At 73.9% G+C, this 14,755-nt stretch carries 12 protein-coding genes and 1 pseudogene; 3 read left to right on the top strand and 10 right to left on the bottom strand.

The window, feature by feature from the left end; translation table 11 throughout:
• Window positions 1–3 precede the first annotated feature (3 nt).
• From rhaS to ABD223_RS27940, 4 genes are read right to left on the bottom strand one after another with little or no spacing between them, the layout of a single operon-like run.
• The gene (gene rhaS, locus ABD223_RS27955; protein ID WP_344039553.1) at window positions 4–1,083 is read right to left on the bottom strand and encodes a rhamnose ABC transporter substrate-binding protein; all 1,080 of its coding nucleotides are present in this window, start codon (window positions 1,081–1,083) and stop codon (window positions 4–6) included.
• 31 nt (window positions 1,084–1,114) lie between these two features.
• Window positions 1,115–2,116 carry an ABC transporter permease gene (locus tag ABD223_RS27950; RefSeq protein ID WP_344039552.1) on the bottom strand — a complete coding sequence of 334 codons (1,002 nt, stop codon included), beginning with the start codon at window positions 2,114–2,116 and terminating at the stop codon, window positions 1,115–1,117.
• Window positions 2,106–3,113: an ABC transporter permease gene (locus ABD223_RS27945; RefSeq protein ID WP_344039668.1), complete on the bottom strand. Its 1,008-nt coding sequence runs from the start codon at window positions 3,111–3,113 to the stop codon at window positions 2,106–2,108. Before ABD223_RS27945 ends, ABD223_RS27950 begins: the two co-directional genes overlap by 11 nt.
• A gap of 59 nt (window positions 3,114–3,172) precedes the next feature.
• Window positions 3,173–4,687: a sugar ABC transporter ATP-binding protein gene (locus ABD223_RS27940; RefSeq protein ID WP_344039551.1), complete on the bottom strand. Its 1,515-nt coding sequence runs from the start codon at window positions 4,685–4,687 to the stop codon at window positions 3,173–3,175.
• Between the two features lie 374 nt (window positions 4,688–5,061).
• Between ABD223_RS27940 and ABD223_RS27935 the strand changes: the two genes are divergently transcribed.
• Together ABD223_RS27935 and ABD223_RS27930 are read left to right on the top strand one after the other, a co-directional pair.
• Window positions 5,062–6,261, top strand: coding sequence for a GDSL-type esterase/lipase family protein (locus ABD223_RS27935; RefSeq protein WP_344039550.1), 1,200 nt, complete (start codon window positions 5,062–5,064; stop codon window positions 6,259–6,261).
• Between the two features lie 67 nt (window positions 6,262–6,328).
• On the top strand, window positions 6,329–7,231 hold the full coding sequence (locus ABD223_RS27930; protein ID WP_344039549.1) for an SGNH/GDSL hydrolase family protein: 903 nt from the start codon (window positions 6,329–6,331) through the stop codon (window positions 7,229–7,231).
• 25 nt (window positions 7,232–7,256) lie between these two features.
• Here ABD223_RS27930 and ABD223_RS27925 read toward each other — a convergent pair whose 3' ends face one another.
• A complete protein-coding gene (locus ABD223_RS27925) occupies window positions 7,257–8,036 on the bottom strand; it encodes a TetR/AcrR family transcriptional regulator C-terminal domain-containing protein (protein WP_344039548.1) in 780 nt (259 codons plus the stop codon).
• Between the two features lie 138 nt (window positions 8,037–8,174).
• Here ABD223_RS27925 and ABD223_RS27920 point away from each other — a divergent pair.
• Window positions 8,175–8,489, top strand: a pseudogene (locus ABD223_RS27920) (ATP-binding cassette domain-containing protein); the annotation flags it as partial.
• Between the two features lie 24 nt (window positions 8,490–8,513).
• On the opposite strand, the gene ABD223_RS27915 reads toward ABD223_RS27920, so the two are convergent.
• The 5 genes from ABD223_RS27915 to ABD223_RS27895 form a co-directional block, all read right to left on the bottom strand.
• Entirely contained in the window at window positions 8,514–8,942 is a 429-nt protein-coding gene (locus ABD223_RS27915) for an STAS domain-containing protein (RefSeq protein ID WP_344039547.1), read from the bottom strand.
• 139 nt (window positions 8,943–9,081) lie between these two features.
• Window positions 9,082–10,026, bottom strand: coding sequence for an anti-sigma factor RsbA family regulatory protein (locus ABD223_RS27910; protein ID WP_344039546.1), 945 nt, complete (start codon window positions 10,024–10,026; stop codon window positions 9,082–9,084).
• Window positions 10,023–10,862 carry an MEDS domain-containing protein gene (locus tag ABD223_RS27905; RefSeq protein ID WP_344039545.1) on the bottom strand — a complete coding sequence of 280 codons (840 nt, stop codon included), beginning with the start codon at window positions 10,860–10,862 and terminating at the stop codon, window positions 10,023–10,025. Before ABD223_RS27905 ends, ABD223_RS27910 begins: the two co-directional genes overlap by 4 nt.
• Window positions 10,863–10,999: 137 nt before the next feature.
• Complete coding sequence (locus ABD223_RS27900; RefSeq protein WP_344039544.1) at window positions 11,000–11,935, bottom strand: sulfite exporter TauE/SafE family protein; 936 nt, start codon at window positions 11,933–11,935, stop codon at window positions 11,000–11,002.
• A 248-nt stretch (window positions 11,936–12,183) separates the two neighbouring features.
• Window positions 12,184–14,637, bottom strand: a complete 2,454-nt coding sequence (locus ABD223_RS27895; protein WP_344039543.1) for a discoidin domain-containing protein — start codon at window positions 14,635–14,637, stop codon at window positions 12,184–12,186.
• Window positions 14,638–14,755 lie beyond the last annotated feature (118 nt).

The following is a 14,755-nucleotide window of genomic DNA, read 5'->3' as shown; positions in this document are numbered from 1 at the left end:
CCGTCAGAAGTCGAACTGGTCGATGTTCTCCGCGTCGAACACCGAGGGCGGCCCGAGCACGACCACCCCGCCGGCCCCGATCGTGAACTCGCCGAGCCTGCCCGCCTCGAACTCCTCGCCCTCCGCGCCGGTGATCCGCCCCGACGCCAGCGCCGCGCCCGCGAAGGCCGCGAGGTAACCCAGGTCGGCGGGCTTCCACAGCGCGAACGACCGCACCGTGCCGTCCTTGACGAACTCCCGCATCTGGTTCGGCGTGCCCAGGCCGGTCAGCGCCACCTTCCCCTTGTACTGCGACCCCGACAGGTAGCGGGCCGCCGCGGCGACGCCGACCGTGGTGGGGGAGACGATCCCCTCCAGGTCCGGGTACGAGCGCAGCAGGCCCTGCGTCTCCTGGAACGACTTCTGGTCCTCGTCGTTGCCGTAGGCGACGGTGACCAGCTCGACCTTCGCGAACTCCGGCTTGGCCAGCTCCGCGCGCATCAGCTCGATCCACGCGTTCTGGTTGGTCGCGTTCGGCGTCGCCGACAGGATCGCGATCTTGCCCTCGCCGCCGATCTGCTCGGAGATCAGCTCGACCTGGTTGCGCGCGATGCCCTCGGCCGTCGCCTGGTTGACGAACACGTCGCGGCACTCGGGCTTGGTGTCGGAGTCGAACGTGACGACCTTGGCGCCCGCCTGGCGCGCGCTGTTGAGGGCGCCGCAGATCGCGTTCGGGTCGTTGGCCGACGTCACGATCACGTCGGTGCCCTGCTGCGACAGCGTGTTGATGTAGCTGACCTGGGACGAGGCGCTGGCCTCGGACGGGCCGACCTCCTTGAAGGAGCCCTTGAACTCCTCCACGGCGGTCTTGCCGCCACCGTCGGCGACGGTGAAGTACGGGTTGTTCACCTGCTTGGGCAGGAACGCCACGTCCAGGCCCTCGGCCAGCGGTGCGTCCGGGTTCGCCTGGCCGGTGGCCCGGCCGGCGGCGGGGTCGTCCTGCTCGGAACCCCGGGTGGTGCCGCCGCAGGCGGCGGTGACCAGCACGGCCGCCATCGCGATGGCGATCAGACCGGGGCGCGGGTCGCGCTTGAGCTGGGGCATGGCTGTTCCTCTCACGGCGGGGACTTCGTCGTCACCGGGGTCCTCGGTCCGATCTCCTGCGCCGCCACCGGTCGCGGCCCAGGACGATCGCGTTGGGCACCACGACCGAGGCGATGAGCAGCCCGCCGGTGACGACGTTGAGCGTGTCGGCGGCGACGTCGGCGAGCTGGAGGGCGTTGCGGACGGCGCCGAGCAGCAGCACGCCGGCCAGCACGCCGAGCAGGGTGCCGCGACCGCCGAAGATGGAGACGCCGCCGAGCAGGACGGCGGCGACCACGGCCAGCTCCAGGCCCGCCGCGTTGTCCGCCCGCGCGCTGGCGAACCGCAGCGTCCAGTACACGCCGGCCAGGCCGGACACCGCGCCGGACACGACGAACAGCCAGAACTTGGCGCGGGCGACCAGGAGGCCGGCGAACGCGGCCGCCTCGGCGTTGTTGCCCATCGCGTAGAGGGAGCGGCCGAACGGCGTGGCGTGCAGCACGACGCCGAACACCACCGCGAGGGCCGGCACGACCACCAGCGCCCACGGCACGGGGCGGCCCGAGGAGGCGGCGTCGGTCCAGCCGGCCGGGAAGTCGGCCACCGCCTGGTCGCCCAGCACCACGAACGCCAGGCCGCGGTAGGCGGCGAGCGTGCCGATGGTCACCGCGAGCGACGGCAGCGCGAACCGGGTCACGAACACCGCGTTCACCGCGCCCAGCACCGCGCCGAGCAGCACGACCAGGACCACGATCAGCTCCAGCGACAACCCGGCCACCCACAGGCGCCCCATCACCGCGCTGCACAGGCCGAGCGTGCTGGCCACCGACAGGTCGATCTCCCCGGTGATGACGACCAGCGTCAGCGGCAGCGCGATCAACGCGATCGCGACCACGTCGAGCAGCAGGAACTGGGCGTTGCGGGCACTGGCGAAACCGTCCACGGTCACCCCGGCGACCACCACGACCGCGGCGAGCGCCGCCAGCAGCGAGGTGTCCCACCGGGTCAGCGCGGAACGCGACACCGACCCCGCCGACCGCGTGTCACGCCCCATGGGACGACCTCCCCCGCAGGCGGTTCGCCGCGCGGACCACCAGCAGGCGGTCGATGCCGATGGCGGCGAGGATCAGGGCGCCGACGACCGCCTGCTGCCAGAACGGGTTGATCCGCAGCACCGCGAGGGAGCTGCCGATGGTGGTCAGCAGCAGCGCGCCGAGCGCGGCGCCGTGGGCGCTGCCGCTGCCGCCGAAGATCGCCACCCCGCCGACCACGGCCGCGGCGACGACCTGGAGCTCGACGCCGGTGCCCGCGGTGGCGTCGACGGTGCCGAAGCGGGCGGTGTGCAGCACGCCCGCGAGACCGGCCGACGCGCCGCAGACCACGAACGCGGTGAACACGCGGCGGCCGACCGGGAGGCCCGACAGCCGCGCGGCGGCCGGTTCCGAGCCGATCGCGTACAGCTCCCGCCCGCTGCGGTAGGAGCGCAGGTGGAACCCGACCACCAGCACCACGGCCGCCGCGACCAGCGCCGGCACCGGGACGCCCAGCACGGTCGACGTGCCCAGGCCCAGGAAGTCGCGCGGCATGTCGGAGGCGTTGACCTGCTGCCCCTTCGCCCACGCGTGGTCGAGGCCGCGGAAGATGTAGAGGGTGCCCAGCGTGATCACCAGCGCGGGCACCCGGGCGACGGCGACCAGCGCCCCGTTCACCGCGCCGCACAGCGCGCCGATCCCCACCCCGAGCAGGACGACGAGCGCGATCGGCGTGCCCGGCGCGGAGCTGAGCAGCTTGCCGGTCGCGAAGGCCGCCAGCCCCAGCACCGACCCGACCGACAGGTCGATGTTGCGGGAGACGATCACCACGGTCTGCCCGACCGCGAGCACGACCAGGACCGCCGCGCCCAGCACGAGGTCCCGCAGGCTCTGCGGTGACAGGAAAGCGGGGTTGCCCACCACCGTCACCAGCACCAGCAGCGCGAGCGCCACGACGATGCCCAGCTCGCGCGCCGCCCACAGCCGCCGGGCGAACCGCGCCGCGCCGGGGTCCGCCACCCGCTCCGGCGCGCCCGCGTCGGGGTCGCTCACATCTGGGGTGCTTGCATCCGGGATGCTCACGCCGCAGGCACCCCCTGTCCCGTGGCCGCGAACATGACCGACTCCTCGGTCGCCTCGGCGCGCGGCAGCTCGGCCGCGATGCGGCCCTCGTGCACGACCAGCACCCGGTCGGACACCCCGAGGACCTCGGGCAGCTCGGAGGACACCACCACCACCGCGACGCCCTCCGCGGCCAGGCGCGACAGCAACCGGTGCACCTCGGCCTTGGTGCCGACGTCGATGCCCCGGGTCGGCTCGTCGACGATCAGCACCCTCGGCCCGGTGGCCAGCCACTTGGCCAGCACCACCTTCTGCTGGTTGCCGCCGGACAGCGTGCCGACCGCGTCGGACAGCCGCCCGTGCCTCACCCGCAGCCGCTCCGCCCACTCGCGGGCGGCGCGGCGCTCGGCCCGGCCGGTGAGCAGGCCCAGCCGCGCCAGCCGCTTGAGCCGGGTGAGCGTCGCGTTGCGCTCGATCGACAGCTCCATGACCAGGCCCTGCCGGCGGCGGTCCTCCGGGACCAGCGCGACCCCGGCCGCCACGGCGGCGGCGGGGGAGCCCGGCGGGAGCGCGGTCCCGGCCACCAGCACCCGGCCCGCGTCGTAGCGGTCCACCCCGAACACCGCGCGCACCACCTCGCTGCGGCCCGCGCCCACCAGCCCCGCGAGCGCCACCACCTCGCCCGCGCGCACCGAGAAGGACACGTCGGCGAACACGCCGTGCCGGGTCAGCCCCTCGACCTCCAGCACGACGTCGCCCGGCTCGACCTCCTCCTTCGGGAACGGCGCCGAGACGTCGCGGCCGACCATGCGGCGCACCACCTGGTCGACGGTCAGCTCGGCGACGGCGTCGGTCGACACCCACGCGCCGTCCCGCATCACGGTCAGCCGTTGGCACAGCGCGAACACCTCGTCGAAGCGGTGCGAGATGAACAGCACGGCGGCGCCCCGCGCGCACAGCGCGCGGACCACGGTGAACAGGCGCCCCGCCTCGACGCCGGACAGCGCGGCGGTCGGCTCGTCCATGACCAGCACCCGCGCGTCCAGCGACAGCGCCTTGGCGATCTCCACCAGCTGCTGGTCGGCGATCGACAGGCCGCGGGCGGGGCGGTCGGGGTCCAGGCGCACGCCGAGCCGGTCGAACAGCCGGACCGCCCCGGCCCTCATGGCGGTCCGGTCGACCCGGCGGAACCGGCCCAGCGGCTGCCTGCCGATGAAGATGTTCTCCGCCACCGACAGGTCCGGGAACAGCGTCGGCTCCTGGTGGATGACCGCGATGCCCGCCGCGCGGGCGGCCGCGGGGCTCGTCAGCCGCGTCTCCTCGCCGTCCACCACGACCGCGCCGGAGTCCGGCTCGTGCACCCCGGCGAGCACCTTGACGACGGTCGACTTGCCCGCGCCGTTCTCGCCGACCAGGGCGTGCGCCTCGCCGCCGAACAGCGGGAACGACACGCCGCGGACCGCGGTGACGGCGCCGAACGACTTGGTGACGTCGCGGACCTCCACCAGGGGAGCCGCGCGCTTCGGGTCCATTCGGCACCTCCGGCACTGAAATGTTTCAAAGCGGTGATGCAGCGCGACGTTAGGGGTCATCCGAGGGGGCGTCAACGGTTCGCCCGCAACGTTCCAACCGGATCGGCGGCCGGGGTGCCGCGTCGTCGCCGTGCCCGTCGGGCTTCGCCCCTGCTCGGTGCCGGCCCTGCTCGGTGCCACCCTGTGCGGTGCGTCGCCGAGCGGTCCCGGTGTTCACACTTCCCGGTCATCCGACGGCGCTTCCGGGTCATCCGGGTCCCGAGCCGTTCTCCCGGCCACGGCCCCTTGCTACGGTCGGTCGGCGCGCACCCTCCTCGCCGACGAGGTCCGGACCTCCCGGCCCACCACCGCGACCACCCCGAGGAGTTGCGCCGATGTTCGCTGCCACCAGACGAGTTCTCGCACTTCCCGCCGCGCTCGCCGCGGCGGCGGCCCTGGTCACCGCGCCCGCCGCGCACGCGTCCGAAGAACCCGCCGCGCCCGCGGCCGACAAACCCGCCGCGGTCATCTCGCTCGGCGACAGCTACATCTCCGGCGAGGCGGGCCGCTGGCGCGGCAACGCGCTCAACGACGACGGCACCAAGTGGGGCACCGACCTCGCCACCACGTGCGAGGGCGGCAGCTGCACCACCGACCCGCGGCGGGTCTACGGCGACACCCACACCTCCACCGACATGTGCCACCGCTCGACCTCGGCCGAGGTCGTCAGCGCCGCCATCCCGGGCCTCACCGCGATCAACCTGGCCTGCTCCGGCGCCACCACGCGCGACGTGCGGCAGGGCGACGCCTCGCGCAACCAGCCCAACCAGCTGGACCTGCTGCGCGCCGCCGTGCGCGACCACCGCGTCGCCCTGGTCGTGCTGTCCATCGGGGGCAACGACCTGTGGTTCGGCGACATCATCGCCGACTGCGTCAAGGGCTACCTGACGCCCTTCGGGGCCTACCGGTGCGCGCCGAACTGGAACGCCAAGATCACCGGGTACTTCGGCCGGCTCCGCGCGGACGTCGGCGCCACCGTCAAGGCGATCAAGGAGGTCGTGAACGCCGCCCAGGGCACGGGCACCTACCGGTTCGTCCTCCAGTCCTACCCGTCGCCGCTGCCCGCGGCCGACGGCTTCCGCATCCCCGAGAGCGGGCCGCGGTTCGCCCAAGGCGGCTGCCCGCTGTGGGACTCCGACGCCGACTGGGCGCGCCGCGAGCTGGTGCCGGCGGTCGCCGCCCAGCTCAGGGCCGTCGCCGACGACCGCGACGTGCGGTTCCTCGACCTCCAGGACGCCCTGGACGGCCGCGAGGTGTGCGCGAAGGGCGCCCGCCAGGCCACGAGCGCTGACACGGCGGCCAACCCGGTCCCCGGCGCGGAGTCGGAGTGGGTGCGCTGGGTCGTCACCGGTTACACGGCCCAGGGCGACCTCCAGGAGAGCATGCACCCGAACTACTACGGCCAACGCGCCCTGGGCGCCTGCCTGCGCCTCGTGCACGAAAGGGGCGTCGGGAACTTCGCGTGCCGCAACACCCCGGGCGCGGGTCCTGGCCGCATGGTGCTGTCGCCGCTGCTGCCGTCCACTGTGGATTGAGGTTGGCGGCCCGGCCGCGAGGTACCCTCGGACCAGGACGATTCCGTTCCGGGTGAGAGGGGCAGACGTGCCGGGAGTTCGGCGGGCCGCGTTGGCGGGAGCGCTGCTGGTGGTGCTGGGCGCGTGCTCGGCGGGGCCTTCGGGCGACCCCGGGCCGGTCTCGACGTCCGGCGGCGCCCCGCCCGCCGAGCGCGTGCACGTGTCGCTGGGCGACTCGTACGCGACCGGCTACCGCCCGGCCGACGCCGGTGAGCCGGCGGGTTCCGCCCCCGGTTTCGCCGACCTCGTCGCCGAGCGCTCCGACCTGCGCCTGATCAACTTCGCGTGCAGCGGCGCCACGTCCGCCCAGTTGCGCTCCGAGGCGGGCTGCGACCCCGACGCCCGCGCCGTCGGCGCGCCGGACCCGGCCGGGCGGACCCAGCTCGACGCGGCCGTCGAGGCGCTGCGCGAGCACCAGGGGCGGGTGGGCCTGGTGACCGTCGTGATCGGCGGCAACGACCTGACGCCCTGCGCGCGGGAAGCGGACCCGCTGACGTGCGCGACCCGGGCCGTGGCCGACGTCCGGGCCAACCTGGCCGCCACCCTGCCGGTCCTGCGCGAGGCCGCCGGTGACGCCCCGATCGTGGGCCTGACCTACCCGGACGTGTTCCTCGGCGCGTGGGTGAGCACCGAGTTCCCGAACGGCCGGGACCTGGCGCAGCTGTCGGTGTCGTTGTTCCGCGACTTCTTCAACAACGCGCTCAAGGCGGAGTACGAGCAGGTCGGGGCGAAGTTCGTCGACGTCACCGAGGCGACCGGCGGCTACGGGCCGCTGAGCGAGGTGACCGACGACCCGACCTACGGCCGCATCCCGGCCTCCGTGGCGAAGATCTGCGCGCTGACGTACTTCTGCCGCTACACCGACGTGCACCCGACGCCCGAGGGCCACGAGGAGATCGCCGACGCCGTCCTGGCCGCCACGGGCCGCTGACCCCGTTGCCGTCCTCTGTGGACGGTCAGGCGCCCGCGCGTTCCGAGATCAGCGCCTCCACGCCCTGGATGAGCCGGTCGAGGCCGAACGCGTAGGCGTGCTCCGGGTTGTGCGCCGACCGGTGCGCCTGCCCGGCGGCCTGGCCGACGCGGGCCGAGATCGGGAACCGCGAGGGGTCGAAGACCGCCTCGATCGCGGGCTGGACCTGCCGCCACCACTGCTCGTCGTCGATGCCCGTGCGGCGGACTACCCGGTCGGCCTCGACCCGGCGGCGGGCGACGCCCTCGACGTGGGTGTGCACGAGGGTGACGGCCGCGTCCATCTCCACGTCGGTGAGGCCGATGCCCTCGATCACGGCCAGTTCGCGCTCGTACTTGGCGATCGTGTGCGGCCCCAGCGGTGGGCGGCCGGTGAACACCTGGAGCACCCACGGGTGGCGGGTGCAGAGCTCCCAGTTCACCCGCGCGACCCGGCGCAGGCCGTCCTGCCACGGCGCGTCGCCCAGCGGTCCGAGCAGCTGGACGGCTTCGCCGTAGACCGTGTCGAGCATGGCCTCGACCAGCTCTTCCCGGGACGAGACGTAGGTGTAGAGGGACATCGTGCCCACGCCGAGCGCCTCGGCGACCCGGCGCATGGACAGGGTGGACAGGTCCTGGTCGCCGTCGGCGATGCCGATCGCGGCGGCGGTCACCTGCGCGGTGGTCAGGGTGTGCTTGGGGCCGCGCCGCGGCAGCCGCCGCGTGCCCCACAGCGTGGCGACCGTGCGTGCCGGGTCGCCGCTGCCGCTGATCTCCGTCCGGTCCATGGGCCCATTGTAGGAAGCTGACTTCGTATGCCGTACGTAGTTCAGTGCTATGCTTCTTCGTATGGCACACGAAGATGTGGGGCCGTCCCCGGCGCTCCCGGGCGACCTGGCGATACAGGCCGTCGGCCTGGTCCTGACCCGCCGGTGCTGTTCCTCGACGAGCCGACCACCGGCCTGGACCCGCGGGCGCGCACGGACGTCTGGGACCCGGTCAGGTCGCTCGTCGGTTCCGGCACGACGGTCCTGCTCACGACCCAGCACCTGGAGGAGGCCGACCGGCTGGCCGACCGGATCGCCGTCGTCGACGCCGGTCGGGTCGTCGCCGAGGGCACCCCCGACGAGCTGAAGGCGCGGGTGGGACCGGACCGGGTCGAGACCGTCACCCTCAAGCCGACCCTCGACGAGGTCTTCCTGCCCCTGGCCACGCGGCAGCACCGGGCGCCGGGGCGTTGACGCGAACCGGTCCGCGTCAGCGGACTAGGAGGACCACCACGAGAACCCGTGGTCCTCCTCCTCGGACTCGTCGCCGGTCGACCCGGACCGGGCCATCACCGCGGCCAGCGCCTCGTCCACGGTCGGGCGCAGCGTCAGCAGGACGTCGACCTCGGTCACCCGCATGGGCTCCACCACGGTGCGCTGCCGGGCGACCACGGCGAACCCGACCCCGGTCTCGTGAGCGCGCTCGTGGACCTCCATCAGGACCGCGATGCCCAGCGAGCCGAACAGCCCCACGCCGCCGAGGTCGACCACGAGCGCGGTGGGGTTGTCCTCCAGGCACGCGAACAGCTCCTGGCGCACCTCGCGGTAGCTGTCGGTGTCGATCTCGCCGTGCACCCCGGCGAACACCACGCCGCGACGCCGGGCGACCCTGACGGACACGGGCGCCCCGTCGAGGTCCCCGTCCACGCCGTGACCTCGTCGGGCCGGTGCGCGTACCTCGGTCGGATGTCCGATCGAACTGGAAGTCACCCGGAACGTTTACCCCGCCACCGCCCGGTCGACACCCCCGCGTGCGGTCCGGGGTGGCGCTGCGTGACGAAACCGGTCAGGGCGCCACGCGCAGGAAGGCGCACACGGTGGTGCCGCGCGCGGTGGTGTGCGTGCGGACCAGGTCGGACAGGTGGTTGACCATCAGCAGGCCCCGGCCGCCCTCCTGGCTCCGGGTGGCCGGTCGGCGGCCGGCGAGCGGGTCGGTCAGCCGGCCGCCGTCCTGGACCGCGCAGACGAGGTGGTCCCCGTCCCGCCAGAGGCTCAGCCGGCAGTCCGCGCCGGCGTGGCGGAGGCTGTTGGTCACCAGCTCGGTGGTGACGAGCGCGAGGTCGGCCGACCGCTCGGCGGGCAGCCCCAGGCGGTCCGCCTCCGCCACGGCGAACCGGCGGGCCTCGCCGATGCCGGCGGTGGTGGCGACCGCGAGGCCGACGGCGCCCGGGACGGCGTCGAGCGGCCGGTTGTAGCGGTCGACGACGGCGTCCGGCGCGTAGTGGTCGCTGTCGTAGCGCCGGGCGGTCTCCCACACCACGGGGTGGGTGGCCAGCGCGTCGGTGACGACGTGCTCGTCGAGCGCCGAGGTGTCGTAGGGGCAGGCGATGGTGACGTCCCGCCCGGCGAAGGCCAGGTTGATCAGCGCCTCGTGCTGGGCGCAGGCCGGGTACTCCGCGTCGGTGCGCCCGGCCCAGATCGGCTCGCCGATGATGCGCACGTGCCCCTCCCGGTGGCGGTCGGCGAACCGGCGCAGCACACCGGGGATGATCCGGCCCGGGTTGCGGCCCTCGACCTCCATGTCCAGCAGCAGCACCTCGGCCGCGGCGTCGGCGAGGGCGTCGCGCAGCAACCGCAGCCGCGCGCCGGGCACCGACGCGGCGACCGGGTGACCGAGCTCCAGGCCCTCGGTGACGAAGGGCACGAGCAGGTCCAGGTACTCCTCGTCCGAGGCGTAGAACACCGCGGGGTGCACGAAGTTCCCTGCGGGAGGGACGGCTGTGGTGTTCATGTGCCTGGCTCCACACGGACGTCGAGGTCGAGCAGGTCCACCATGGAGGCCACGCCCGGCCACGACGTGCGCAGCACGACGGAGGCGCCGTGCCGGTCGGCGTGGTCCACCAGGCGCAGCAGGCCTCGGTGGTCGAGGAAGGAGAGGTCGGTGGCGTCGATGACCAGCCGGCCGTCGCGGGGGCGCGGGTCGGCGCGCTCCAGCGCGAGCGCGAACAGGTCACCGTTGGCCGGGTCGACCTCGCCGCCCAGCGCCGTGGTCAGGTCGCCCGCCGCGTGCAGCCGGAAACCGGGGTAGGCCGTGTTGGTGGTCGGGTGCATGCAGGCGACCTGGGCGAAGGCGTGCTCGTCCACCTCCTCGCCGGAGTAGGCGCACATCGCCGAGAACGGGCGGCCGGCCATGTGGTGGTCGACCCGGTGCTCGTACCGGGCGAACGCCGCCAGCTGCTCCGGGGCGCGCACCAGCGGGGTGCAGTCGGCGGCGACGCGCAGCCCGGTGAACCCGGCGGCCAGCGCCGCCTCGGTCGCCTCGGCGTAGGCCCGGACCTGCGCGTCGGGCTCGACCACCGCGTCGGTCGGGTAGGTCGCGTCCAGCGACGCGACCTCGGCGGCGCCGGTCCGCAGCGCCTCGTCGACGCCCTCGACCCCGTTGAGGTCCGCTTCCAGGGCGTCCACGTCGCCGGGGCCGAGGTAGCGGACCCGGTGCCCGAGGGCGAGGCCCTCGGCCAGGAATTCCCGGACGCGGGCGAGGAAGTCGTCCCGGTCGTCGTACCGCCAGCACACGTGGTCGTGGGCCCCGAGACCTCGCACGTGCGCTACCAGTCCGGTTCTGCGCATGTCAACACCTAACCACGTCTGCTGGGTGAACGGCCACGAGGCCTGTGGGGTGGTGCCGGGCTGTCCACCGGGCGTGAAAGGGCCCGCCCGCCGCGCGGTCGTCAACCACGCGGCGGGCGGGCCCTTTCACGCCCGGTTCAGGAGGCGGCCGACCTGCTCTCGTCGGCCTTGTCCGCCTCGGCTCCCGCGACGGCCTCCCGCTCCTCCCGGCGATCGGCGCGGTAAGCCCGGATGGAGTACGCCAGCGAGGCGGCCCACACCAGGTAGATCGCCACGTAGACCGGCCACTTGACGCTGTCGCTCGCGTCGACCCAGTCGCTGCGCAGCAGCGTGCGGGTGTTGGTGAGGATGATGAGGCCGCCGACCGCCGAGCCGAGCACGCGCGGCGGGATGTGGCGGACGAGCCAGGCCGCGATCGGCGCCGCGATCACACCGCCGATCAGCAGGGCGAGCACCCAGGCGAAGTCGACGCCCTGCGAGCCGAGCCCGAACAGGAAGCCGAGGCTGGCGGCGACGGCCACCAGGAACTCGCTGGTGTCGATCGACCCGATCGTCTTGCGCGGCTCCAGGCGACCGCTGGCGAGGATGGCCGGGGTGCCGACCGGACCCCAGCCGCCGCCGCCCGTCGAGTCCACGAAACCCGCGACCAGGCCCAGCGGTCCGAGGAACCGCTTGCGCAGCGGCTTGCCCAGGTTGTGCTTGGGCAGGCCGAACGTGGTGAACCGGACCAGGATGTAGATGCCCAGCGCCAGCAGGATCAGCGACATCACCGGTGCGGCGGTCTCGGTCGACAGGCTCGACAGGAACGTGGCTCCCGCGAAGGCGCCGACCGCGCCGGGCACGCCGATCTTCGCGACGACCTTCCAGTCCACGTTGCCGAAGCGCCAGTGGGCGAACCCGGAGACCAGGGTGGTGCCGATCTCGGCCAGGTGCACGGTCGCGGAAGCGGCCGCCGGGCTCGTGCCGATCGCCAGCAGCAGGGTGGTCGACGTGACGCCGTAGGCCATGCCCAGGCTGCCGTCGACGAGTTGGGCGCCCAGGCCCACTAACGCGAGTAGCACCAGTTGTCGCATGTCGGCATCCATTCAGTCGGTGCGGATTGCCAGAATCATCCGGACTGGACGGTCATGGGCCAACAGCGTCCACATTTCGGAACACCGGGCCGCGAGAAGGCTGTTCTCGGGTGCCCATTTGCCGTGAGTGTGTCCCGAAAGCACGATTGCAAAACATGTCGTTGTCAGACATTACGGAATTCGCCGCACCGCGCGGGCGCCATGACGCCGGTGGTGGGACCGCGCCGGGCGGTCCCACCACCGCGCGGTCAGCCGATGAGGACGGGTGCGCCGACGCTGGGGACGCCGTGGTGGTCCAGGGCGAACAGCAGGTACGAGCCGGGCGGGGCGACGCCGGGGTCGGTGGGCACGGTGATCCGGTAGGAGGTGGCGCCGAGGGCCTGCGGGGTCAGCGGGATGCGGCGCTGGTCGTTGTCGACCGAGTGGGTCACCGAGCCGGTGCGCATGAGCGCGAAGCCGGTGACCTGGCGGTCGGTGCCGATGGTGGCGGTGGCGCCGTGGCCGGCGCGGGCGGGGCTGGTGGTGATGGCCGGGCGCGGTCGGGGCGTGCCGTCGGGGTTGAGCAGGTAGGGCGGGGTGAGGACCTGCCCGTCGGCGTGGTTGGTGGCGCAGTTGCCGCAGAGCCCGCCGCCGCCGGAGAACACGCGGCCGTCGGGGAGCAGGTTGGCGACGCTGTGGTAGGTGCGGGGCACGGCCATGGGCGCGAGCGGGGTGAAGCGGCCGGTGGCCGGGTTCCACAGCTCGGGGGTGAGGACGGCGGTGCGGTCGCTGAAGGGCACGGGCCGGCCCTGGCCGCCGATGACGACCACGGCGCCGTCGGGCAGGACCACGCTGTTGGCGAAGGCGCGGGCGTGGGCCAGGTCGGCGGTGCGGGTGACGACCGCCGCGCCGCCGGTGATGTCGATGCTGTGGGCGCGGGTGGTGGCGTCGACGTCCTGGTAGGCGGTGGCGCCACCGAGGGTGAGGATCTTGCCGACGTCGTACATGACGGCGTTGCCGTTCATGGCGTCGGCGCTGTCGCCCCGGACGCCCGCGTCGGTGACGGAGCCCGCGCCGGTGGTGCTGATCCAGTTCATGCGCCTGCTGGGCCCGGCGTGGAAGACGCGTCCGCCGCCGACGGCGAACAGCCAGGTGTGGTTGTCGGCGCGGTAGGCGCCCCGGGGGTCGGCGGTCAGGAACGGCTCGGGCGGCACGCCGGTCAGGGTGCGCCACTTGTTCGTGGTCGGTGAGTACACCTCGGCGGTCTTGTTGCCCTCACCGCCGCTCCAGGAGCCGCCGACGGTGAACGCCTCGCCGGTGGACAGCGTGGTCTGCCCCTGGTAGCCGCGGGCGACCGCCATGTCGGGCGCGTCGGTCCAGGCGTCGGTGGCGGGGTCGTAGATGCTGGCCTCGCCCGCATCGCTGCCGCCGGTGACCAGGACCCGCCCGTCGGCCAGCACGGAGGTGCCGGGGCAGAACATGTCGTGGCCGGTGTTGTCGACGCGGCGCTGGGTGACCTGCCCGGTGGCGAGGTCGAGGATCGCGGTCTGGGTGTAGCCGCTGCTGCCGCCGAAGTTGTCGGCGGCGTAGGCGGACCAGGTGAGCAGCTTGTTGTTCGGCAGCAGCGCGGAGGCCACGGGCACGATGGGGAACCCGGTGACCGGCCCCCACGCGCCGAGCACGCCGGCGTCGACCGGCCCGAGCAGGTCGATCTCGGCGGCGGAGGTCCACGGTCCGCGCCCGCCCGCCTCGGTGAGCGCGGTCAGCCGCACGTACCGGGCCTGCGCGGTGAAGGTGGCGGTGTGGACGCCCGAGGTGTCGGGCCAGGAGCCCTGGGCGACCGGCGCGCCGAACGTCGTGCCGTCGGTGCTGGTCTGCACGCGGTAGTCGCCGATGCGGCCGTTGGCGCCGTCGCCGCGGGTGCGCACGGAGATGCCCCGGATGGCCTGGGCGCGGCCGGTGTCCAGGGTGATCCAGTGGGGCAGCGGGCTGACCGGCGAGGTCCAGTGGGAGTGCCACAGGGTGTCGGGGGAGCCGTCGAGCACGTTGGCGGCCCGGCCGTCCTCGCCGGAGGTCTCCTGGTCGGAGGCGGTGGCGACCCAGCCGGTGCGGTCGAGCGGGCCGACGGGCGCGGCCGGCGCGCCCAGCAGCCTGATCTCGGCGGCGGAGGTCCACGGTCCGCGTCCGCCGGCCTCGGTGAGCGCGGTCAGCCGCACGTACCGGGCGGTGGAGGTGGCGAAGTCGAAGGTCTTGGCGGTGGCGTCGTCGGCGGCGGTGCCGGTGGCCACCGGGTCGCCCCAGGTCGCGCCGTCGGTGCTCACGTGGATCTCGTAGCGCCCGACGGCGCCGTTCCCGCCGCCGGGGCGCGGGGTGTGGACCAGGCCCGAGAGCTGCTGCGCCTGCCGCGTGTCGAGGGTGATCCACTGCGGCAGCGAGGCCGCCGTCGTCCACGGGCTGTGCCAGATGGTGGCCGGGTCGCCGTCGAGCACGTTGGCGGCCCGGCCGTCCTCGCCGGAGGTCTCCTCGCCGGAGGCGGTGGCCACCCACCCCGCGTGGGGCAGCACGACCGCGGTCGACACCATCGCCTCGGCGCTGACCGCGACGTGCCGGTGCCGGGCGTGCGCCGCGTGGTCGGGTTCGGCGGGCCGCACCACGTGCGGCACCGCCACCACCCCCGCCACCAGCACCAGCGCCGATAACCTCGAACGCGCGCGTCCGACCATGTCGCCCCCTCCGCAGCCACACGGCGACCCCTGCCGTGTGCCTGTCTTCTCGCGGGCTCGGCGACGGGCATTACCGGAACCGCGTCGAATGAGGCCCTACGGGGGTGTCGAATGCGTC

Source organism: Saccharothrix xinjiangensis (genome assembly GCF_039527585.1).
In the GTDB taxonomy this organism is placed as follows: Bacteria; Actinomycetota; Actinomycetes; order Mycobacteriales; family Pseudonocardiaceae; genus Actinosynnema; species Actinosynnema xinjiangensis.
This window is presented reverse-complemented; position numbering and strand designations above follow the sequence as displayed.

Excerpts from the sequence above, each read along its gene's own strand:
- ABD223_RS27925 (WP_344039548.1), bottom strand. The coding sequence starts at position 8,036 with ATGGACCGGACGGAGATCAGCGGCAGCGGCGACCCGGCACGCACGGTC.
- ABD223_RS27935 (WP_344039550.1), top strand. The coding sequence starts at position 5,062 with ATGTTCGCTGCCACCAGACGAGTTCTCGCACTTCCCGCCGCGCTCGCC.
- ABD223_RS27895 (WP_344039543.1), bottom strand. The coding sequence starts at position 14,637 with ATGGTCGGACGCGCGCGTTCGAGGTTATCGGCGCTGGTGCTGGTGGCG.
- ABD223_RS27905 (WP_344039545.1), bottom strand. The coding sequence starts at position 10,862 with ATGCGCAGAACCGGACTGGTAGCGCACGTGCGAGGTCTCGGGGCCCAC.
- ABD223_RS27950 (WP_344039552.1), bottom strand. The coding sequence starts at position 2,116 with ATGGGGCGTGACACGCGGTCGGCGGGGTCGGTGTCGCGTTCCGCGCTG.
- ABD223_RS27940 (WP_344039551.1), bottom strand. The coding sequence starts at position 4,687 with ATGGACCCGAAGCGCGCGGCTCCCCTGGTGGAGGTCCGCGACGTCACC.
- ABD223_RS27910 (WP_344039546.1), bottom strand. The coding sequence starts at position 10,026 with ATGAACACCACAGCCGTCCCTCCCGCAGGGAACTTCGTGCACCCCGCG.
- ABD223_RS27900 (WP_344039544.1), bottom strand. The coding sequence starts at position 11,935 with ATGCGACAACTGGTGCTACTCGCGTTAGTGGGCCTGGGCGCCCAACTC.
- rhaS (WP_344039553.1), bottom strand. The coding sequence starts at position 1,083 with ATGCCCCAGCTCAAGCGCGACCCGCGCCCCGGTCTGATCGCCATCGCG.